Annotated in this window: 20 protein-coding genes and 2 pseudogenes; 11 read left to right on the top strand and 11 right to left on the bottom strand. The window is 72.5% G+C overall.

Going from position 1 to position 19,495, the window contains the following annotated elements:
- Positions 1-12: 12 nt before the first annotated feature.
- A complete protein-coding gene (locus V6U90_RS07015; RefSeq protein WP_442933539.1) occupies positions 13-1,689 on the bottom strand; it encodes an MDR family MFS transporter in 1,677 nt (558 codons plus the stop codon).
- Between the two features lie 112 nt (positions 1,690-1,801).
- Here V6U90_RS07015 and V6U90_RS07010 point away from each other — a divergent pair, with 112 nt between their 5' ends.
- Positions 1,802-2,368 (top strand): TetR/AcrR family transcriptional regulator, encoded by a 567-nt coding sequence (locus V6U90_RS07010; RefSeq protein WP_334432343.1) that lies wholly within the window; start codon positions 1,802-1,804, stop codon positions 2,366-2,368.
- A 160-nt stretch (positions 2,369-2,528) separates the two neighbouring features.
- Here V6U90_RS07010 and V6U90_RS07005 read toward each other — a convergent pair.
- Together V6U90_RS07005 and V6U90_RS07000 are read right to left on the bottom strand one after the other, a co-directional pair.
- Positions 2,529-3,029: pseudogene (locus tag V6U90_RS07005) on the bottom strand (GNAT family N-acetyltransferase); the annotation flags it as partial.
- Positions 3,026-3,292 carry a biotin/lipoyl-binding carrier protein gene (locus V6U90_RS07000; protein WP_334432486.1) on the bottom strand — a complete coding sequence of 89 codons (267 nt, stop codon included), beginning with the start codon at positions 3,290-3,292 and terminating at the stop codon, positions 3,026-3,028. The pseudogene V6U90_RS07005 and the gene V6U90_RS07000, both read right to left, overlap by 4 nt.
- Before the next feature lie 124 nt (positions 3,293-3,416).
- Between V6U90_RS07000 and V6U90_RS33905 the strand changes: the two genes are divergently transcribed.
- Positions 3,417-3,491, top strand: coding sequence for a 50S ribosomal protein bL37 (locus V6U90_RS33905; protein ID WP_369752275.1), 75 nt, complete (start codon positions 3,417-3,419; stop codon positions 3,489-3,491).
- Positions 3,492-3,651: 160 nt separating this feature from the next.
- Here the strand turns inward: V6U90_RS33905 and rsrA are convergent, their stop codons facing one another.
- From rsrA to V6U90_RS06975, 5 genes are all read right to left on the bottom strand, one after another.
- Positions 3,652-3,939, bottom strand: a complete 288-nt coding sequence (gene rsrA, locus V6U90_RS06995; protein WP_334432341.1) for a mycothiol system anti-sigma-R factor — start codon at positions 3,937-3,939, stop codon at positions 3,652-3,654.
- Position 3,940: 1 nt separating this feature from the next.
- Positions 3,941-4,756 (bottom strand): sigma-70 family RNA polymerase sigma factor, encoded by an 816-nt coding sequence (locus V6U90_RS06990; protein WP_334432338.1) that lies wholly within the window; start codon positions 4,754-4,756, stop codon positions 3,941-3,943.
- A 240-nt stretch (positions 4,757-4,996) separates the two neighbouring features.
- The gene (locus V6U90_RS06985) at positions 4,997-5,614 is read right to left on the bottom strand and encodes an alpha/beta hydrolase family protein (protein WP_334432335.1); all 618 of its coding nucleotides are present in this window, start codon (positions 5,612-5,614) and stop codon (positions 4,997-4,999) included.
- A 44-nt stretch (positions 5,615-5,658) separates the two neighbouring features.
- Positions 5,659-6,054: a WhiB family transcriptional regulator gene (locus V6U90_RS06980; protein WP_334432333.1), complete on the bottom strand. Its 396-nt coding sequence runs from the start codon at positions 6,052-6,054 to the stop codon at positions 5,659-5,661.
- Between the two features lie 198 nt (positions 6,055-6,252).
- Complete coding sequence (locus tag V6U90_RS06975) at positions 6,253-6,969, bottom strand: SOS response-associated peptidase (protein WP_334432331.1); 717 nt, start codon at positions 6,967-6,969, stop codon at positions 6,253-6,255.
- A 127-nt stretch (positions 6,970-7,096) separates the two neighbouring features.
- Here V6U90_RS06975 and aroA point away from each other — a divergent pair, with 127 nt between their 5' ends.
- The 4 genes and pseudogenes from aroA to V6U90_RS06955 all read left to right on the top strand — a co-directional run bounded on the left by aroA (position 7,097) and on the right by V6U90_RS06955 (position 11,500).
- On the top strand, positions 7,097-8,404 hold the full coding sequence (gene aroA, locus V6U90_RS06970) for a 3-phosphoshikimate 1-carboxyvinyltransferase (RefSeq protein WP_334432328.1): 1,308 nt from the start codon (positions 7,097-7,099) through the stop codon (positions 8,402-8,404).
- Positions 8,405-8,540: 136 nt separating this feature from the next.
- Positions 8,541-9,476, top strand: coding sequence for a ribosome small subunit-dependent GTPase A (gene rsgA / locus V6U90_RS06965; protein ID WP_334432325.1), 936 nt, complete (start codon positions 8,541-8,543; stop codon positions 9,474-9,476).
- Between the two features lie 114 nt (positions 9,477-9,590).
- On the top strand, positions 9,591-10,373 hold the full coding sequence (gene hisN / locus V6U90_RS06960) for a histidinol-phosphatase (RefSeq protein ID WP_334432323.1): 783 nt from the start codon (positions 9,591-9,593) through the stop codon (positions 10,371-10,373).
- A 118-nt stretch (positions 10,374-10,491) separates the two neighbouring features.
- Positions 10,492-11,500: pseudogene (locus V6U90_RS06955) on the top strand (hypothetical protein).
- Here the strand turns inward: V6U90_RS06955 and V6U90_RS06950 are convergent.
- On the bottom strand, positions 11,455-12,654 hold the full coding sequence (locus V6U90_RS06950; RefSeq protein WP_334432320.1) for a glycosyltransferase: 1,200 nt from the start codon (positions 12,652-12,654) through the stop codon (positions 11,455-11,457). The pseudogene V6U90_RS06955 and the gene V6U90_RS06950 overlap by 46 nt on opposite strands.
- Positions 12,655-12,935: 281 nt before the next feature.
- On the opposite strand from V6U90_RS06950, the gene V6U90_RS06945 reads away from it, so the two are divergent.
- The 3 genes from V6U90_RS06945 to V6U90_RS06935 all read left to right on the top strand — a co-directional run bounded on the left by V6U90_RS06945 (position 12,936) and on the right by V6U90_RS06935 (position 15,385).
- Positions 12,936-13,961 carry an SDR family oxidoreductase gene (locus V6U90_RS06945; protein ID WP_334432318.1) on the top strand — a complete coding sequence of 342 codons (1,026 nt, stop codon included), beginning with the start codon at positions 12,936-12,938 and terminating at the stop codon, positions 13,959-13,961.
- Positions 13,962-14,007: 46 nt separating this feature from the next.
- Positions 14,008-14,736 (top strand): ATP-binding protein, encoded by a 729-nt coding sequence (locus tag V6U90_RS06940; protein ID WP_334432316.1) that lies wholly within the window; start codon positions 14,008-14,010, stop codon positions 14,734-14,736.
- Between the two features lie 82 nt (positions 14,737-14,818).
- Positions 14,819-15,385, top strand: a complete 567-nt coding sequence (locus V6U90_RS06935) for a DUF5709 domain-containing protein (RefSeq protein ID WP_334432314.1) — start codon at positions 14,819-14,821, stop codon at positions 15,383-15,385.
- Positions 15,386-15,457: 72 nt separating this feature from the next.
- Here V6U90_RS06935 and V6U90_RS06930 read toward each other — a convergent pair whose 3' ends face one another.
- Complete coding sequence (locus V6U90_RS06930) at positions 15,458-16,123, bottom strand: response regulator transcription factor (RefSeq protein ID WP_334432311.1); 666 nt, start codon at positions 16,121-16,123, stop codon at positions 15,458-15,460.
- 55 nt (positions 16,124-16,178) lie between these two features.
- The gene (gene macS / locus V6U90_RS06925; protein ID WP_334432309.1) at positions 16,179-17,300 is read right to left on the bottom strand and encodes a MacS family sensor histidine kinase; all 1,122 of its coding nucleotides are present in this window, start codon (positions 17,298-17,300) and stop codon (positions 16,179-16,181) included.
- Between the two features lie 154 nt (positions 17,301-17,454).
- Here macS and V6U90_RS06920 point away from each other — a divergent pair, with 154 nt between their 5' ends.
- Positions 17,455-17,910 (top strand): ATP-binding protein, encoded by a 456-nt coding sequence (locus tag V6U90_RS06920; RefSeq protein ID WP_334432307.1) that lies wholly within the window; start codon positions 17,455-17,457, stop codon positions 17,908-17,910.
- 76 nt (positions 17,911-17,986) lie between these two features.
- Positions 17,987-19,474, top strand: a complete 1,488-nt coding sequence (glpK, locus tag V6U90_RS06915; protein ID WP_334432304.1) for a glycerol kinase GlpK — start codon at positions 17,987-17,989, stop codon at positions 19,472-19,474.
- Positions 19,475-19,495 lie beyond the last annotated feature (21 nt).

Below are 19,495 nucleotides of genomic sequence, written 5' to 3'. Positions count from 1 at the left end.
AGGGTGGGTGGGTCAGTGCAGCGGGGTGGAGGCGAGGGCGGTCTCGGCCTGTTCCTCCGGAGTCTGTCCGGCATTCCGGCCCACGGCACCACCGGTACCCCGGCCCACGGCACCACCGGCACCGTGACCGGACGGGCCGTCGGCATCCTGGTCCGCAGGCTCCGCGGCGGACGGCTCGTTGGTGCCGCGTAGCGGGATCTCCTTGATGAACCAGGCGAGCACCGGCACCGCGACGGCGAAGAGCACCGCCCAGACGAAGACCCCGGAGATGGCGTCGGCGAGCCCGCCGAGTACGGCGAACCGCTCCGCCGGATCCAGCGCCCGCAGCGTGTCCAGGTTGAACGAGGCGCCCTCACCACCGCCGCTGAACGCCGCACCGGCGGCCGAGTCACCGAGCCGGTTGGCGAAGATCGCGCCGAAGAGCGAGATACCGAAGGATCCGCCGATGGACCGGAAGAAGGTGGCCGCCCCGCTCGCCGCCCCGAGGTCCCGCTGCTCGACGCTGTTCTGCGCGATCAGCATCGAGGTCTGCATCAGGAAGCCCATCCCGGCGCCGAGCACCACCATGTAGAGCGAGGACTCGACCTTGCTGGTGTGCACGTCGAGCATGGTCAGCAGCCCCAGGCCGGCCGTCATCAGCACACCACCGACGATCGGGTAGATCCGGTACCGGCCGGTCCTGGTGATGGCCCGGCCGACGACGATCGAGACGACCAGCATGCCGAACATCAGCGGGAGCAGCAGCAGACCGCTGTTGGTGGCCGAGGCGCCCTGCACGGTCTGCTGGAACATCGGCAGGAAGTTCATCGCGCCGAACATCCCGAAGCCGAGCAGGAACCCGATGATCGAGATCAGCGCGAAGTTGCGGTTGGTGAAGAGACCGAGCGACAGGATCGGTTCCGGCGCCCGCCGTTCCACCAGTGCGAAGACCGCCAGGGCGAGCACGGCCAGCGCGGCCAGCCCGAGGATCTGCGGCGACGTCCAGTCGTACTCGTTGCCACCCCAGGTGGTGATCAGCACGATCGCGGTGATGCCCACGGAGAGCAGGGCGGCGCCGAGCCAGTCGATCCGGTGCTCGGTGCGGTACTTCGGCAGCCGCAGGGTGGCGACGAGCAGCACCAGAGCCACCCCGCCGAGCGGCAGGTTGACGTAGAACGCCCAGCGCCAGGAGAGGTGATCGGTGATGAAGCCGCCGACAAGCGGCCCGGCCACCATGGCGATGGCCATGATGCCGGCCATCATGCCCTGGTAACGCCCCCGCTCCCGGGGCGGCACCAGGTCGCCGATGATGGCCATGACACCGACCATCAGGCCGCCGGCACCGAGCCCCTGGAGGGCCCGGAACCCGATGAGCTGGATCATGCCGTCCTGCGGACCGCCGAACAGCGCGGATCCGGACATGCCGCAGAGCGCGGAGGCGACCAGGAAGATCGCCACCGAGGTGAGGAAGACGCTCTTGCGGCCGTACAGGTCGCCGAGCTTCCCCCAGATTGGCGTGGAGACCGTGGTACCGAGCACGTAGGCCGTGACCACCCAGGTGAAGTGGTCCAGCCCGCCGAAATCCCCGACGATCCGGGGCAGCGCGGTGCTGACGATCATGTTGTCGAGCATCGCGAGCATCATCGCGATCATGAGACCGAAGAGCACGACCCTGACGTTGGGTCGTTGCTCGGCCACGGTTTCAGTCATGGGTAGGCTCCCCCTGAGATTTTGCTGACTTACTTGCCGCCCGGCTAGCTAGCTTACTAGCCGGACGGTAAGTTGGCGTCGACTCGACCGTCAAGCGGGATAGGGGCATTCGGTGATCGAGAGCACAGGGGGCACCCGGGGCCGCATCCGGGCCGTCGCGCTTGAGCTCTTCACCGAGCAGGGGTACGAGAAGACCTCGCTGCGCGAGATCGCCGAACGGTTGGGCGTCACCAAGGCCGCCCTCTACTACCACTTCCGGAGCAAGGACGAGATCGTCTCCAGTTTCGTGGAGGAGCGGCTCGACCGGATGGACGAGTTGATCGCCTGGGCCGAGGGGCAGCCGGCCACCCTGGCCAACCGGCGCGAGCTGCTCTCCCGGTACGCCGAGACAATGTTTGCCGACGAGCAGCCGTCGGTGATGCGGTTCTTCGAGCAGAACCAGACCGCACTGAAGAACCTCGTCGCCGGGCAGCAGATGCGGGAACGGCTGCTGCAACTGGCCGACGTCCTGGCCCGGGGGGACGATTCACCACAGGCCCAGCTCCGGGCCGTGCTGTCGTTCTTCGCGATCCACAGCAGCTGGTTCACCCTGCGCGCGCCGGACATCACCGACGTGGAACGGAAGCGGATCGCCCTGGAGGTCGCCGAGGAACTGCTGGCCGGCATCAGGGAGGGCTGAGCGGCAATCAGGGAGGGTTGACCGGCAATCAGGGAGGGTTGACCGGCACCGCCACCCGACCCGGCCGACGCTGTCCGAACGGCCGACGTTATCCGGATGCCGGACGGTAGCCGGACCGGCCGGACGGCGATCCGACACCGGCCGGGACCGGGTCACCGCCGGTCAGGTCCAGCCGGAGCGCCATCAGGTCCACACCCGGCGCCGGGGACCAGTCCCGCTCGGGTATCCGGGTGAAGCCCAGCCGGGTGTAGATGCGCTGGGCGGCGCCGGCGAACCCCTGCCGGGTGCAGATCACCAGCGCCCGGCAACCCAACCGGACGGCCCGTTCGGCGCACGCCCGGATCAGCAGCTCCCCGGCACCGCGCCCCTGCGCCTCGGGGTGCACCGCCAGCATCCGGAACTCGGCCTCACCGGGGCCGGAGATTTCGGCGTACCGGCTGCCCGGCAACACGAACGTCACCGAGCCGAGCAGTTCCCCGGTGGCCGGATCCGCAGCGACCAGGACCGTACCGTTACTGGCCCGGGTCGCCACATCCGCGAGTACCGTCGAATAGCCGTCGTCGCTCTCCAACTGACCGTCGGCGCGGTAGGCGGCGAGGGTCAGTCGGGCGACCGCCGGGAAGTCGGCGGGCTCGGCGGTCCGCACGAGCGGGCTGGTCAACCGATCACCGCGATCAGATCACCGTCCTGCACCACGTCACCCTCGTTCACCGCGAGCTGCGCGACGACGCCGTCGGACTCCGCCACCACCGGGATCTCCATCTTCATGGACTCCAGGATGACCAGCGTGTCGCCCTCGGACACCGTGTCCCCGGTGGACACGACCACCTTCCAGACGTTCGCCACCATCTCGGCGCGGATTTCCTCGGCCACGGCGCGGCCCTCCCTCGTCAGCGAGTGTGCATGCGAACGGTATCCAATCATGTGCCGGCCCACGCCAGTGGCCGAGCGGACGCGACTAGCATCAGCGGGTCGGAGCCGCCACGGGGGCCCGGCGGCGCCGCGGCCGTACCCACGCGGACGATGACCAGCGAACAAGGAGGTCGACATGGCCAAGAAGGCCCGGAAGAAGAAGGCCCGGAAGAAGAGCTCGGCGAACCACGGCAAGCGCCCCAACTCCTGAGCCGGCGAAACAACGTACGGCCCGGATCCGATGGATCCGGGCCGTACACCGTGTGTCGATCGGGTCAGCCTGGCCGCACTCCCCGCGACCCCGGCCACGGCCGGCGCGGATTGCCCGGTGGGTTCCCCCGTCTTTCCGCTGGGCTATTCCTGACGGCCTCTCAGTCGGCGAGTTCCCGGGACTCCGAACTCTCGAAGACCACCAGTTCGCTGAGCCGGACCCGGAGCCGCTCGCGCAGTTCCGTCGGAGCGGTCTCGTTGCCGCAGCAGCGGGCGACGAGAGCCTTGACCTCCTGCTCGATGCCGTACTCCCGCAGGCACGGTCCGCACTCGTCGAGGTGGTGCCGGATCAGTTCACGCCGCTCGTCGACGCATTCCAGATCCAGGTAGAGGTAGACCTCGGCGAGCACCTCGCGGCAGTCGGTCTCGTGCGGATCTCCGCAGCTCACGTCATACCTCCCGGCTCGCCGCAGCGGTCGACCCACCCGGCTGGGCGGCCGTGAAGCCACGCTCGGCGGCATAGCGCTCAAGCAGCTTACGCAGATTGCGCCGACCACGGTGCAACCGGGACATCACCGTACCGATGGGTGTACCCATGATGTCGGCGACCTCCTTGTACGAAAAGCCCTCGACGTCGGTCAGGTAGACCGCCAGCCGGAACTCCTCGGGCAACTGCTGGAGCGCCTCCTTGACGTCGGTGTCCGGCAACCGGTCCAGCGCCTCGGTCTCCGCCGAACGCAGGCCGCTGGAGGTGTGCGACTCGGCCTCGGCGAGCTGCCAGTCGGTGATCTCCTCGGTGGGCGCCTGGATCGGCTGGCGCTGCCGGCGACGGTAGGAGTTGATGTAGGTGTTGGTCAGGATCCGGTAGAGCCAGGCCTTCAGGTTGGTGCCCTGCTCGAACTGGTGGAAGGCCGCGAAGGCCTTCAGGTACGTCTCCTGGACCAGGTCCTCCGCGTCGGCCGGGTTACGGGTCATCCGCAGCCCGGCAGCGTAGAGCTGATCGACGAAGGGCAGTGCGTCCCGCTCGAAGCGAGCCCGTCGCTCGTCCGTCTTCTCGGTGGTCAACCGCACATCTCCTCGCGTCGGCTGCTGTCTCGCCGAGGATACGCGCAACGGCCGGGCCGTAGATTCACTTCCGCCGGGTGTGCTGGTACTCACCGCAGCTCCGACGGCCGGCGGTGACACCGGCCACGCCGGACCGTGCAACAGCTCTCGCAGCTGTTCCGCCTGCCTGTCGCAGTCCGGGCTCCGTGTCTCGGTCGGCACCGGTCAACCCCCTCGCCTCGGTGTTGCTCCCGAAAGGGGGTAACACCCGGCCACCGGCGGCGCATTCCACCCACCGCCCTCTCCCTGGTCCCGGCGACCACCGGGAGTCACCGCCGGGACCAGGAAGGACCTGGGAGGATGGCGCGGTCGGCGGGCACGCCGGCCGGCACCACCGAATGCAACGACCTGCGCCGGCCAGGGAAACGCCCGGCGTACCCGCCGGATCATCCGGGCAACGGTTCAGCGGGCCCAGCCGTACGCCCGCAGCCACCCGAGCACCACCGCCGCCGTACCCGCCGGGTCGCGCCGTAGGTCGTGCCGTTCACCGGGGCGCACCTCGACCCGTACCGTCCCGGACGCAGCCGGCAGGCCGAACGGGTCCCGGTCGCCGTTGACCACCAGCGTGGGCAGCCCGGTGGCCAACTCGTCGGCCCGGCTGCGCTCGGGGCGACCCGGCGGGTGCAGCGGGAAGGCCAGCGCCAGCACCGCGTCCGCACCGAGCGTCACGGCGGTCCGGCAGGCCACCCGGGCACCGCTGGAACGTCCGCCGACGACCAGCGGGACGCCGGGCCGGAACCGCTCCCGCAGGTGCCGGAGCACGGTCGTCCAGGCCTCGTCGAGGTGACCCGCCGGGGCGGGCGCGCGACGCCCGGCGACCCGGTACGGCTGGGTCACCCGGGCCACCAGCACCCCGGCGTCCTGCGTCGCGCCGGTCACCGCGACCAGATCCGGGGCGTCGGTGTCCCCACCCGCACCGTGTCCGAGAACGAGCAGGCTCAACGGCTCGCCGGCCGGGTGGTCCAGGTCGACCCGGGCAGGGCCACGCGACGTTTCGATCCGCTGGGTCTCGTCGGGCACCGGGTCATTGTGCCGCCCGGTTCGGTCACCGGGCGGAGGACGGCTCAGCGGCTGAGCGGCATCAGGGTGAGCAGGCGGTCGCGCACCGGGGGACCGGCGTCGTCGGCCGCGTCCGGATCGGGTACCACCTCACTGCGCCAGGCCACCAGCATCGCCCGGCGTTCCCGGGGTGTCGTGCCACCCCACACGCCGTGGCAGTCGCCGACCTCCAGCGCCCAGGCCAGGCAGGGCCCCTGCACGTCGCAGGTCCGGCAGAGCGCGATGGCGGTGTCCGCCGGCTCGTTCGGCGCCGGGAAGAATGTCTCCGGATCGACGCTCTGGCAGGTGCCTCGGGTACGCCAGGCGTCGTCCAGTCGTCGTTCACTGATCGCACGCAGCAACCTCGGGTCACGTCGTGCGGCATCCACCTCATGCGGACGGGGCATTCGCGCCCGTGTCATCCACCCACCTCCCCCGTGGGACCGGCCCATCGATGAACATCGCCCGCCCCGTGCGAATCGACACCCACCACCGGCGCTGTGTTCTATCGCACTTAGCGGGGACGGGACAAGGGTTCACCGGAAACTGGCCTAATTAATTGGCCGACGATCCGGTTGGAATGATGGCAAATTAGTACGCGACAATGCGACCGAAGGCGATCAGAACAGCGTCATTTCCGCCGGGTCGGCGGTCGCCCGGGGCGACGGTACGGACACCCGCTCGATGAGCTGCGGACCGTTGTTGCGGACGTTGCCGACGGCTGCCCCGACCGGCCGGATCTCGATCCCGGCCAGCCACTCCTCGTCCGGCGCGACCAGCAGTTCCGGCGAGCCCGGCCCCTCGGCCAACCAGGCTGCCCAGCGCTCCTCGGGCAGCAGCAACGGCATCCGGGGGTGCACCGCGGCCAGCGCCCCGGCCGCCCCGGTGGTGAGCACGGTGCAGGTGGTCAGCGGCGTGTCGGCGCCCCGCCACACCGACCAGAGACCGGCGAAGGCGAGCACCCGGCCGTCTCCCGGGGTCAGGTAGTAGGGCTGCTTGCGGCCGTCCTCCGCACGGACCCACTCGTACCAGCCGTCCGCCGGCACGAGGCAGCGGTGCCGGTGGAACGGGGCGGCGTACGCCTGGCTGGTGGCGACCGTCTCCACCCGTGCGTTGATCATGCGGGCACCGCCGGTCGGGGTCTTCGCCCAAGAGGGCACCAGGCCCCACCGGGCCAGGGAGAGGGTGCGCACCCCGTCGGCCACCCGCACGACCGGCACCGGGGTGGTCGGCGCGACGTTGTAGTCGACGGCCAGCCGTCCGCCGCTGTCGTCGTACGCCTCGAAGAGCGCGCCGAGGTCCGCCGCGCTGCGGGTCGTCGCGTACCTTCCGCACATGGCGGGTACGTTAGCGCCCCGCCGGCTGATCCACTGTCCCGCCGCAACGCGCGGTCACCGTCCCGCCAGCCGGGACCGGCACCGGGCGACCCGCCGCGAAAGGGCCGCGCCGGGGCAGAATGGACGGGTGGCGAACCTGACCGCGACCCGGCCGCCGCAGCCGTGGACCGCCCCGACCGCCTCCGATCCGATCACGGCGACCCTCCGGTTACCCGGCTCCAAGTCGATGACCGCCCGCGCCCTGGTGCTCAGCGCGCTGGGCACCGGCCCGTCGACCCTGCTCCGCCCGCTGCGCGCCCGGGACACCGAGCTCATGGCGGGCGGGCTGCGCGCGATGGGCGTACACGTCTCGATCGCCGACGACGAGCGCTGGCTGGTCCGCCCCAACCCGCTGCACGGGCCGGCGCACGTCGACGTCGGGCTCGCCGGCACCATCATGCGCTTCGTGCCGCCGGTGGCCGCCCTGTCCGACGGGCCGGTCACCTTCGACGGGGACCCGCACGCCCGCAAGCGCCCGCTCGGGCCGTTGACCGGGGCCCTGCGTTCCCTCGGCGTCCGGATCGACTCCGCCCCCTCCGGTGGACTGCCGCTGACCGTGTACGGCACCGGCGGGGTGACCGGCGGTGAGGTGGTCATCGACGCCTCCGCCTCCAGCCAGCTGGTCTCCGGCCTGCTGCTCGCCGCCCCGGCGTTCGACCGGGGCGTGGTGGTCCGGCACGTCGGCCCGCCGGTGCCGTCCGCCCCGCACCTGCGGATGACCGTGCAGATGCTGCGGGCCGCCGGAGCGGCGGTCGACGACAGCGAGCCGGATGTCTGGACGGTCGAGCCCGGCCGGCTCTCCGCCCGGAGCTGGCAGATCGAGCCGGACCTGTCCGGCGCCGTGCCGTTCTTCGCCGCCGCCCTGGTCACCGGGGGCTCGGTGACCCTGCGGGACTGGCCGCGCAGCAGCGCCCAGCCGGTGGACACGCTGCGCGACCTGCTGGCCCGGATGGGCGCCGAGGTGACCCTGGACACCGACGGACTGACCGTACGGGGCACCGGCACCGTGCACGGGCTGGACGCCGACCTCTCCGACGTCAGCGAGCTGACCCCGGTGCTGGCCGCGCTGGCCACGCTCGCCGACTCGCCGTCGCGGTTGTACGGCGTCGGGCACATCCGGGGGCACGAGACCGACCGGCTGGCCGCCCTGGCCGCAGAGTTCACCGCCCTCGGCGCGGACGTCACCGAGTCCGCCGACGGCCTGGAGATCCGCCCCCGTCCGTTGCGCGGTACGGCGTTCCGCACCTACGACGACCACCGCCTCGCGCACGCCGCCGCAGTCATCGGGCTGGCCGTGCCGGGGGTCGAGCTGAGCGACGTGGGGTGCACCTCGAAGACCATGCCGGACTTCCCGGCGCTATGGTCAGCAATGGTGGCCGGAGGGGCCGACCGGTAGGCCGACGCGGAAGGGGACCGTCCTGGCGGGCAAGCGGCGGGAGTACGACGAGGACGACGTACGGGTACGACCCGGGCGGTCGTCCCGCCCGCGCACGCGTACCCGCCCCCAGCACGCCGACGCGGTCGACGGGTTCGTGATCGCCGTGGACCGGGGCCGGTACACCTGCGTGCTGGCCGGCGCCCCGGACACCGGCCTGCCGGAGGGGGGCACCATCACCGCGATGCGGGCCCGCGAACTGGGCCGCAAGTCGGTGGTGGTCGGGGACCGGGTCGGACTGGTCGGGGACACCTCCGGGGTGCCCGGGGCACTGGCCCGGATCGTCCGGATCGCCGAACGGACCTCGGTGCTGCGGCGTAGTGCGGACGACGACGACACCACCGCCGAGGGGCGGCTGGAGCGCGTCATCGTGGCCAACGCCGACCAGCTCGTCATCGTCGGCTCGCTGGCCGATCCACCGCCGCGCACCGGGTTCATCGACCGCTGCCTGGTCGCCGCGTACGACGCCGGGGTCGCCCCGCTGCTCTGCCTGACCAAGGCCGACCTGGCCGGCCCGGAGCCGGTGCTCGACTACTACGCCGAGCTGGACCTGCGGTACGTGCTGGTCCGCCCGGATTCCGACCTCGGCGAGGTGCGCGACCGGCTGACCGGGCAGGTCTCGGTGCTGGTCGGGCACTCCGGGGTGGGCAAGTCGACGCTGGTCAACCGGCTGGTGCCGGACGCCGCCCGGGCGGTGGGCACGGTGAGCGCGATCGGCCGGGGGCGGCACACCTCGACCAGCGCGGTGGCCCTGCGGCTGCCACCGGTGGGCGACGGGCGGACCGATCCCGGCTGGATCGTGGACACCCCGGGGGTACGCAGCTTCGGGCTGGCCCACGTCTCCGCCGACAGTCTGCTGCACGGGTTCCCCGACCTGGTCGAGGGGACGGTCGACTGTCCGGTCAACTGCGGGCACCGGGCCGACGACCCGGACTGCGCGCTGGACGCCTGGGTCGCGGCCGGCCGGGCCGACCCGCGCCGGCTGGCGTCGTACCGCCGGCTGCTGGCCTCTTGGTCGGGCATCGCCGAATAGCCGGCCCAGCCGGCGGTCGAGCGGTCCGGTCGTCCGGCGGTCCGGTCGTCCGGCGGTTGGACGCCCCGGCGGTCCACCACGGCGGGTCGACGCGGGTCGACTAGCGTGACCGGCATGACCGGGTACGCCGACGACCTCGCCCTCGCCCACACGCTCGCCGACCGCGCGGACGCCGTCTCGATGGACCGGTTCCGGGCCCTTGACCTGCGGGTGGATGCGAAACCCGACCTGACCCCGGTCTCCGACGCGGACACCGCCGTGGAGCGCGAGATCCGCGCGCTGCTGGCCGCGCAGCGCCCCGCCGACGGGATCATCGGCGAGGAGTTCGGTGCGACGGCCGGTACCGGTGGCCGCCGGTGGGTGGTCGATCCGATCGACGGCACGAAGAACTACATCCGGGGCGTACCCATCTGGGCGACCCTGATCGCGTTGCTGGAGGACGACCGGCCGGTGCTCGGTCTGGTCTCCGCCCCCGCGCTGGGCCGCCGCTGGTGGGGCGCGACCGGTGCAGGGGCGTACGCCGGACCGGACGCCCCGGGCGGCACCCCGATCCGGGTCTCCGGCGTACGGCAGCTCGCCGACGCCAGCTTCTGCTACGCCTCGTTGGACGGCTGGGAGGCGGCCGGCCGGCTCCCCGCCATGCTGGACGTGCTGCGGGCCTGCTGGCGCACCCGGGCGTACGGCGACTTCTACGGTTACATGCTGCTGGCCGAGGGTGCGCTGGACGTGATGGTCGAGCCGGAGCTGTCGCTGTGGGACATCGCCGCGCTGGTCCCGATCGTCACCGAGGCCGGCGGGACGTTCACCGACCTGACCGGTCGGCCCGCCCCGGGCGACGGCAGTTCGGTGGCGACCAACGGTCCGCTGCACGCCGAGATCCTGTCCCGGCTCGGCTAGCACGCCTCCCGCTGTACGCCGAGATCCTGTCGGGGCCCGGTCAGCCCACCGCGCGCACCCCGGCGGCAACCTCTATCCTCGCCAGGTGGTCTCCTCGGGCTGGTGGTTCCTCACGGCGATGATCGCCGCGTACGGCGTCGCCAACCTGCTCCAGTCCGTCGCGGCGACCCGGACGACCGTGCACCACACCTTCGACCCGGGGCTGCTGCTGCGGCTCGCCGGCCACCGCACCTACCTGATCGGGCTCGGCTGCCAGATGCTCGGGTTCGTGCTCGCCTTCCTGGCCCGGCGGGACCTGCCGCTCTTCCTCGTCCAGGCCAGCGTCGCGGCCGGCCTCGGGGTGACCGCGGTGCTCGGGGTGGTGGTGCTCAAGTGGCGCCTCCCGGCCGCCGAGATCGCCCTGCTGGTGCTCCTCTTCACCGGGATTTCCGCACTGGTGCTGTCGGCCCGTCCGGCACCGTCGAAACAGCTCGGTACGGCCGGCCTGATCGCCCTGGCGGTGGCGCTGGCGGTGATCGCCGTGCTCGGCTTCTTCGCGGTACGCCTGCACGGCGCGCCCGGCTCGGTGGCGCTCGGCTCGCTGGCCGGACTGGCGTTCTCCGCCGCCGCAGTGGCCGCCCGACCGCTGGCCTCGGCCCCCACCTGGGACGCCTTCCTCCGCGACCCGCTGCTCTACCTGCTGATCGCGCACTCCATCGTCGGGCAGTTGCTGCTCGGGCTGGCCATGCAGCGTGGGTCGACCACGGCGGCGGTGGCCGCGATGGACGCCGCCGGTGCGGTACCCGCCGCGATCGTCGGGCTGCTGCTGCTCAACGACAAGATCTGGCCGGGGCGGGAGTGGCTCGCCGCCGCCGGATTCCTGATCACCCTGGCCTCGGTGATCGGGTTGACCCGGTACGCCGAACCGCAGCACCACCACGCCACCGCCGACCGCCGGGAGCAACCCGCCCCGAGTAAGGAAGGGCCCCTGCTTAACGCTTCCGGTATAGGAAGGGGCCCTTCTTAACACCCGGTCAGGCCGCGCACCCGCCGGACCGCCCGGCCCGGTCAGGCCGCGCACCCCGCCAGCCCGCGCCCCCGGTCAGGCCGCCTCCACCGGCTTGCGCCGGCGTACCACCCGCTCGTAGAGACGCTCCAGCGCACCGGCCGTCCGCTCCCAGGTGTAGCTGCACCGGACCCGGTCGACCGCCGCGTGGCCGTACGCGAACCGGCCGGCGTCGTCGGCGAGCAGTCGCCGCAGGGTGATGCCGAGCCCGCGTACGTCGCCCGGCTTGACCAGCCGCCCGGTCACCTCGTCCACCACGGTGTCCGCCACCCCGCCCCGGGCGTAGCCGACCACCGGCACCCCGCAGGCCATCGCCTCCAGCGGCACCCGCCCTGCGGCGGCGTACCGGGGCGTGCAGGCAACCACGTCGGCCGAGCGGTACCAGGTCGGCATCTGGTCGTGCGGCACCGCGCCCACCAGGCGCACCTGGTCGCCCACCCCGGCCCGCTGGGCCAGCTCCCGCAGCCGGCGGGCCTCGGCGTGCCCGTTGAGCGTCCCCGGGGCCGGCCCGCCGGCGATGACCAGTTCCGCGTCGCCGACCAGCCGCATCGCCTGGATCAGGTCCTCCTGCCCGTGGCCGGGGGAGAGTTCGCAGACCGACAGGATCCGGGCCCGCTGTTCCCGGGGTGCCGCCTCCCCGTCGGGATGGAAGTGTCCGGTGTCGACCCCGGCGGGCACCACCGCGACCGAGGCACGTTGCAGGCCCATCCGGGTCAGCTCGTCCACCTCGTCGGAGCACTGGGCGACCGCGATGTCGACTGCCCGGGTCAACGCCCGCTCCAACGGGATGCGTTCCTGCGGTCCGGGGTACGCCGCGCCGAGGCTGCGCTGCTGCTCGGTGCCGAGCGAGTGGAACGTCTGCACCACCGGGATCGAGGTCTCCCGGACCGCGTTCGCGGCGGCGAGCCCGCCGATCCAGAAGTGGCCGTGCACCACGTCCGGCGTCCAACCGCCCGACCACTGGTCACGCAACCACCGGCCGAACTCCGCGACGTACGGCACCAGTTTCGCGGTCGGGGTGGGGCTGGCCGGGCCGACCGGTACCCGCTCCACCCGGTAGCCACCGCGTTCCTCGGTGGGCGGCAGGTCGGGATCGTCGCGTCGTTCGTAGACCCGTACGTCGTGGCCCCGGCTGGTCAGCTCGGCGGCCACCCGGGCAAGGTGCTGGTGCGTGCCGACGGTGGACCCGTCGGGTCGGGGCGGGCCGGGATGTGCGCAGACGAGGCCCACTCGCATGGGTCACCTCCATGGGTACGACGAGCCGAGAGTCCTCCGGTCAGAGAGTCCCACTAACCGGGCGGCGCCGAGCCGAAACCTGCCAAGTCGGGTGCTGCCGGGGCCGGACCGGTGGACGCGGTCCGCGGTACCGCTGGTGGCCCGCAGCCCCGGTGGGCTGCCCCGGCCCAAAAGAGCACCCGCGCACGGGACGGCCCACGGAGAGCCAGGTCACGCCACAGCGACCGAATTGAGACCCGACGGGCCGCATGACCGGACGGTGCCCGGGGTACCGACACACAATGCCCCTGACCCGCAGCCTCGACGCCGCCACCGTGGTGGTCACGGGTGCCTCCAGTGGCATCGGTACCGCCCTCGCGCACGCGCTGGTCCGGCGCGGGGCCAACGTCGTCCTCGCCGCCCGGAGCGGATCCGCCCTGGCGGTGGTCGCCGAGCAGTGTCGGGCCCTCGGCGGGACGGCGCTGGTGGTACCCACCGACGTCACGGACCCGGCGGCGGTGGAGGAGTTGGCTGCCCGGGCGGTCGCCGGGTTCGGCCGGATCGACGCGTGGATCAACAACGCGGCGGTCGGTACGGTCGGGTTGTTCGAGGAGATCCCGGCGGCGGAGTTCCGCCGGGTGATCGAGGTGGACCTGCTCGGGGTGGCGAACGGGATGCGGGCCGCACTCCCCCGGCTGGCCGAGGCCGGTGGTGGCGTCCTGGTCACGAACGCCTCGGTGCTCGCCGAGGTGGCGATGCCGTACCAGTCCGCCTACAACGCGGCGAAGCACGGGGTACGCGGACTCGCCGACACCGTGCGGCAGGAACTGCGGGTCACCGGCCGGTCGAACATCTCGGTCTGTACGGTCCTTCCGCTCACCATCGACACCCCCTTCTTCCGGCACGCCGCGAACCACAGCGGCCAGGAAGTCACCCCGCCACCGCCGGTGTACCCGCCGGAGGTGGTCGCCGAGACCATCGTCCGGCTGCTGCGACGGCCACGGCGTGAGGTGTACGCGCCGGGCTCGGCCCGCCTGCTCGGTCTGCACTGGCGGCTCGCCCCCGCCCTCGCCGAACGACTGCTCGGCTGGTACGCCCGGCAGACCCAGTTCGGGCCGGCGGCGAGCCCACCGAGCAGCGGTAACGTCTTCCGGCCCAGCGGGGTCGCCGGCCGGGACGGGGGTTGGCAGGGGCGACGGCGCCGGGCGGTCCGGTCGACCGCCGCGTTCGGTCTGGCGGTGGCCGGTACCGCGGTCGGTACGGTGGCCGCGCTGAACCGCCGGCGTGGCCCGACCCGGCGGACGGGGTGGACCGATGTACGCCGCTGATCGGCCGGATGCGCGACCGGGCGGCGCGGTGCACAATGGGATGATCATGCCGACCGACGTGCGCTGCCTCGTGACGAACGACGGGTCGCGTGCGCTGGTCCGGGCCACCGGGACGCTCGATCCGGCGGGTGCCCGTTCGCTGCGGGACATGCTGCTCGCCCGGCGGGCCGACCATCCGGGTCCGCTGGTGGTGGAGGTCTCCGGGCTGCGGGCCACCGGGCCGGACAGCCGGGCCGTCTTCGCCGACGTACGCACCGCAGCCGCCGAATGGCCGGTGGCCGAGTTGCTGCTCTGCGCGGAGAACGGGATGGCCGCCCGGGACTGGACCGGGCACGGCGTGGCGGTGTCCCGTACCCCCGCCGAGGCGTTGGCCGGGACGGTACCGGTGACCCCGCTCGACGTGCCACTCGAACCGGCGGTCGGTGCCGCCAAACAGGCCCGTGAGCTGGTCACCGACGCCTGCCTCCGGTGGGGCGTGCCGGAGCTGGCCGGACCGGGCTGCATTGCGGTGACCGAGATGGTGAACAACGTCGTCACGCACGCGCACACTCCGATGACCCTGCGGCTCGCGGTACGCGACGGGGCGCTGCGCCTGGCTGTCCGGGACTGGTCGGCCGAGCGTCCGGCGTACGCCGGGCTGGTTTCGCCCACCGCGACCGGCGGCCGGGGGCTGCTGCTGATCGACGCGGTGGCCCGCCGGTGGGGTGACACGCCCGTTTCGGACGGCAAGGTCGTCTGGGCGGTTCTCCACCCGGAGGACGCCGCAGAGTACTGAGCCGCAGGTTACCGGCCGGTCAGCGTTCCTTTTGCCACCTTGGTTCCGGTTATCGGGCAGAGGCAGTGGGTAGTGATCAGCCATGCGCAATGACGACTATCCGACCCCCGTCTCCGACCCGGAGGCCGACGGCCTACCGGACACCGCCGACGACGACTCGACCGCCAAGGACGACGTCTCCACCGGGCGGGAAGCCGACGGTCCGAACCCGGCGCAGTTACCGGGTGACCGGTCCCCGGTGGCCGTCGACCGGTATGGCAACACCGCCGAGGAGCAGCTCGACGGCGAGTCACTCGACTACAAGCTGGGCCGGGAACGGCTGGAGCGACCGGTGGACGACCCGCTGGCCGGATCGGTCGATCCGGACATCGCCGCCGAGGCGGACAGCGAGGAGGCCGCCGCGCAGGCCCAGTTCGACGCGGACGTGCTCAATCCCGGCCCGACGTCGGACCCCAGGTCGCCGGTGTCCATCTACGATCACGGCAACCTGGGCACGGTGGCCGACCACCAGGTTGGCCGGCTCGTCGAACCGGACGAGGGGGCACACACCGACCAGGAGACCGATTCGGTCGCGTACGACGCGGGTTCCGCCGGTGGCGGCGCGTCGGCCGAGGAACTGGCCATCCACGAGACCCGGCCACCGGAGTGATCCGCCCGGGCCGGTGACCGGAGTGACCCGCCCGGGCCGGTGACCGGGGTGGCCACGCTATTGGCGGTCGGGTCAGTCGCCGAGCCCCTGCTCGATGGCGTACCGGGTCAGCTCCACCCGGTTGTGTAGCTGCAACTTGCCCAGCGTGTTCTGCACGTGGTTCTGCACCGTCCGGTGGGACAGGCCGAGCCGCTGGGCGATCTGCTTGTACGACATCCCCTTGGCGACCAGACGCAGCACCTCGGTCTCCCGCTCGGTGAGCCGGGGTGCGGCCTCCCGGCCACCGGCCGGACCCGGCTGGCTGGCCAGGCGCCGGTACTCCCCGAGCACCAGCCCGGCCAGCCCGGGTGTGAAAACCGGTTCCCCCTGCGCGGTACGCCCCACCGCGTCGAGGAACTCGGCGGGTGAGGCCGACTTGAGCAGGTACCCGGTCGCCCCGGCCTTGACCGCGTCGAGGACGCTCTGCTGTTCACCGCTGGCCGAGAGCATCAGTACCCGTACCTCCGGCAGCGCGGTGACCAGCCGACGGATCACCTCCACCCCGGAGACGTCCGGTAGCTGGAGGTCGAGCACCACCACGTCGGGGCGGACGGCGGCGGCGATGCGTACCGCCTGACGTCCCTCACCACTGGTGGCGACCACCAGGTGGCCCGCCTCGGTGAGGTCCCGAGCCACGCCCTCCCGCCACATCGGGTGGTCGTCGACCACCATCACCCGGACCGGCGTCGGTTCACTCATGCCTCAAGGGTAGGAACCCTCATGTTGGCCCTGGCGACCGCCGGCCGACGGCGGCTCAACCGGGTGGACGGGGGACGATCAGCTCCACCTCGGTACCCTCCCCCGGCGTCGAGTGGATCCGTGCTGAGCCGCCCAGCTCGGCCAGTCGGGCCTGGATCGACTGGGCCACCCCGAGCCGTCCCTGGTCGGCCGCTTCGGCGAGTCGACCGGGCGGGATACCCGGCCCCTCGTCGCGTACCGAGACGGTGACCGCGTCCGGTTCCTCCTCGACCAGCACCCAGGCCTGCCCGCCGGCGTGCCGGGCCACGTTGTCCAGGGCCGCGCCCACCGCCGCGCCCACCTCCCGGGCGAGCCGGTCCGGCAACCAGACCGGGGTGGCAGGTGCGGCGATCGAGACCGTCGGTGCGGTGTACCGGGCGAGGACGGTCCGCAGGTCGAGGGCGCAGTTCCCACCGTCGTCGGCCGGCCGGGTGGTGATCAACGAACGGAGCGCCGCCTCCTGCTCCCCGGCCAGTCGGGCCAGTTCACCGGCCTCCCCGTCGAGGTGTGCCCCACGCCGCTGGACGAGCGCGAGGACCTGGAGCACCGAGTCGTGGATGCCCCGGGCGAGCCGCTCGCGTTCCCGGGTGGCCGCCTCCAACTCGACCGCCCGCTGCAACCGCTCCTCGGCGGTGACCGCCAACCGGGCGACGTGCCCGACGGCGAGGGCGGCCAGCAGCATCAGCGTGGCACCGTTCAGCCAGGACTGGTTGAACCCACCCCGGACCACCAGGTCGGCGCCGGCCAGTAGCAGCGCCGCGACCGTGCCCCGGCGCCGCCCACCGGAGATCGCCCAGGCCACGACCGGACCGCCCACCCAGGCGACGCCCAGGGTGGGCCCGCCGCCGGTCATCGCCGCGTGACCCACCACGAACGGGGTGACCAGCAGGACGCCGAGGGCGGCGAGCAGGTCCGCGAGGAGCAGCGGCCAGCCACGCCAGGCCGGCCGGGCATAGGCGTACGCGGCCAGCACGGTCCAGCCGAGCATCAGGAGCAGTACCGGCAGCGCGGCGATCGGATGCGCGTACCCGGCGGCGTTGCGCAGCACCAGGATCCCCACGTACGCCAGCGAGGCGAACCGGAAGACGGCAAGAGCCCGCCAGAGGGGGACCTGGAGGCTGCCGGGCTCGGACGGCATGGCGATGACCATGCCATACCGGCCGGGACGTGGGACGGGCCACGGGACCTCACCACCGCCGGCCGCCCGGAGGTTGCCTCCGGTCGCTGGTGCATACCCTGACGTAAGGTGGAAATGCCACCTCACCTCTCGAGACGAGCCGCAGGACGGGGTCATGACGGACGCTGACCACCTGAGACGGCGTACCGTGGTGCCCATAGAAGTTGACCCCCTCATCGCCGTAGCCTTCGACCGGGACCGGGTGACCGGTCTGCGGCACGACGTTGCGGGCTGCGCGCAGGCTGCCGGGCTGGCCGGAGAACGCCTCGACGACTTCGTACTCGCGGTCAACGAACTGATCACCAACGCGGTGCGGCACGGGGGCGGCCAGGGCCGGCTCCGACTCTGGCGCCAGCCGGGGATGCTGTGCTGTGAGGTCACCGACGCCGGACCGGGGATCACCCCCGCCCGGCTGGACGACGAGTCCCGCCCCGCGCCGGACAGTACCGGCGGCTGGGGGCTCTGGCTCACCCGGCAGTTGAGCGACGAGATGACGATCGACACCGGGCCGACCGGTACGACGGTGCGGATCACCGCCGCCGTACCCACCACCCACCACCTGCCCCACTGACCGTCCGGCCCGTCCGGTTCGGCGGGCGGGCGATCGGGCCTGTGCGACGCCCGCCGGTCGGCGGTACGGTGCTGCGGTGACCGAGGAGCTTGTCGCCGCCATCGATCAGGGCACCACCTCGTCCCGGTGCATCGTCTTCAACCGGTCCGGCGACCCGGTGTCGGTCGCCCAGCGCGAGCACCGGCAGGTCTTTCCCCGCCCCGGCTGGGTGGAACACGACGCCGAGGAGATCTGGCAGAACGTGGGACAGGTGGTCGTCGAGGCGCTCGACGCGGCCGGCGTCGGTCCGGACGGGCTGGCCGCGATCGGCATCACCAACCAGCGGGAGACGACGGTGGTCTGGGACCGGGCGACCGGTCGCCCGGTGGCGAACGCGATCGTCTGGCAGGACACCCGGACCGGCCCGATCCTGGCCGACCTGGCCTCGGCCCACGGGGAGCAGTGGTTCCGCGACCGCACCGGCCTTCCCCTGGCCACCTACTTCGCCGGGCCGAAACTGCGCTGGCTGCTGGACCACGTCGACGGCCTGCGGGACCGCGGCGAACGGGGCGAGGTGCTGTTCGGCACGATGGACAGCTGGCTGATCTGGAAGCTCACCGGCCGCCACGTGACCGACGTGACCAACGCCAGCCGTACCCTGCTGATGGACCTGCGCACCCTCGACTGGGATCCGGAGCTGCTCGCCGCACTCGACATCCCGGCGGCCATGCTCCCGGAGATCCGTTCCTCCGCCGAGGTCTACGGGACCGCCGGGAGCCCACTGGACGGGGTACCGGTGGCCAGTGCCCTCGGTGACCAGCAGGCCGCGCTGTTCGGGCAGACCTGTTTCCGCCCCGGCGAGGGCAAGTGCACCTACGGCACCGGCAGTTTCCTACTGCTCAACACCGGTGCCACCCCGGTCGCCTCCCAGCACGGCCTGCTCACCACGGTCGGCTACCGGATCGGCGCCGAGCCGGCGACGTACGCGCTGGAGGGGGCGATCGCGGTCACCGGCTCGCTGGTGCAGTGGCTGCGGGACAACCTCGGGCTGATCTCCTCCGCCCCGGAGATCGAAGAGCTGGCCCGCAGCGTGGACGACAACGGCGGCTGCTACATCGTGCCGGCCTTCTCCGGGTTGTTCGCCCCGCACTGGCGTAGCGACGCCCGGGGCGTGATCGCCGGGTTGACCGGATACATCACCCGGGGCCACCTGGCCCGGGCCGTGCTGGAGGCGTCCGCCTGGCAGACCCGCGAGGTGGTCGACGCGATGAACGCCGACTCGGACGTGGCGCTGCGCCGGCTCCGGGTCGACGGCGGGATGACCGGTAACGAGCTGCTGATGCAGTTCCTCGCCGACGTCCTGGACGTGCCGGTGGTCCGGCCGAGGGTACGCGAGACGACCTGCCTGGGCGCGGCGTACGCGGCCGGTCTGGCGGTCGGGTTCTGGCCGGACCTGGCGACGCTGCGGGACCAGTGGCGCGAGGACGCCCGGTGGGAGCCGGCGATGGACCCGGCCCACCGGGAGCGGGAGCTGCGCCAGTGGCGCAAGGCGGTACGGCGCACCCTGGACTGGGTGGCGGGCTGAACCGGGCCGCCGGTCCGGGCG

It is taken from the genome of Micromonospora sp. CPCC 206060 (assembly GCF_036906895.1).
GTDB lineage: Bacteria > Actinomycetota > Actinomycetes > Mycobacteriales > Micromonosporaceae > Micromonospora.
This window is presented reverse-complemented; position numbering and strand designations above follow the sequence as displayed.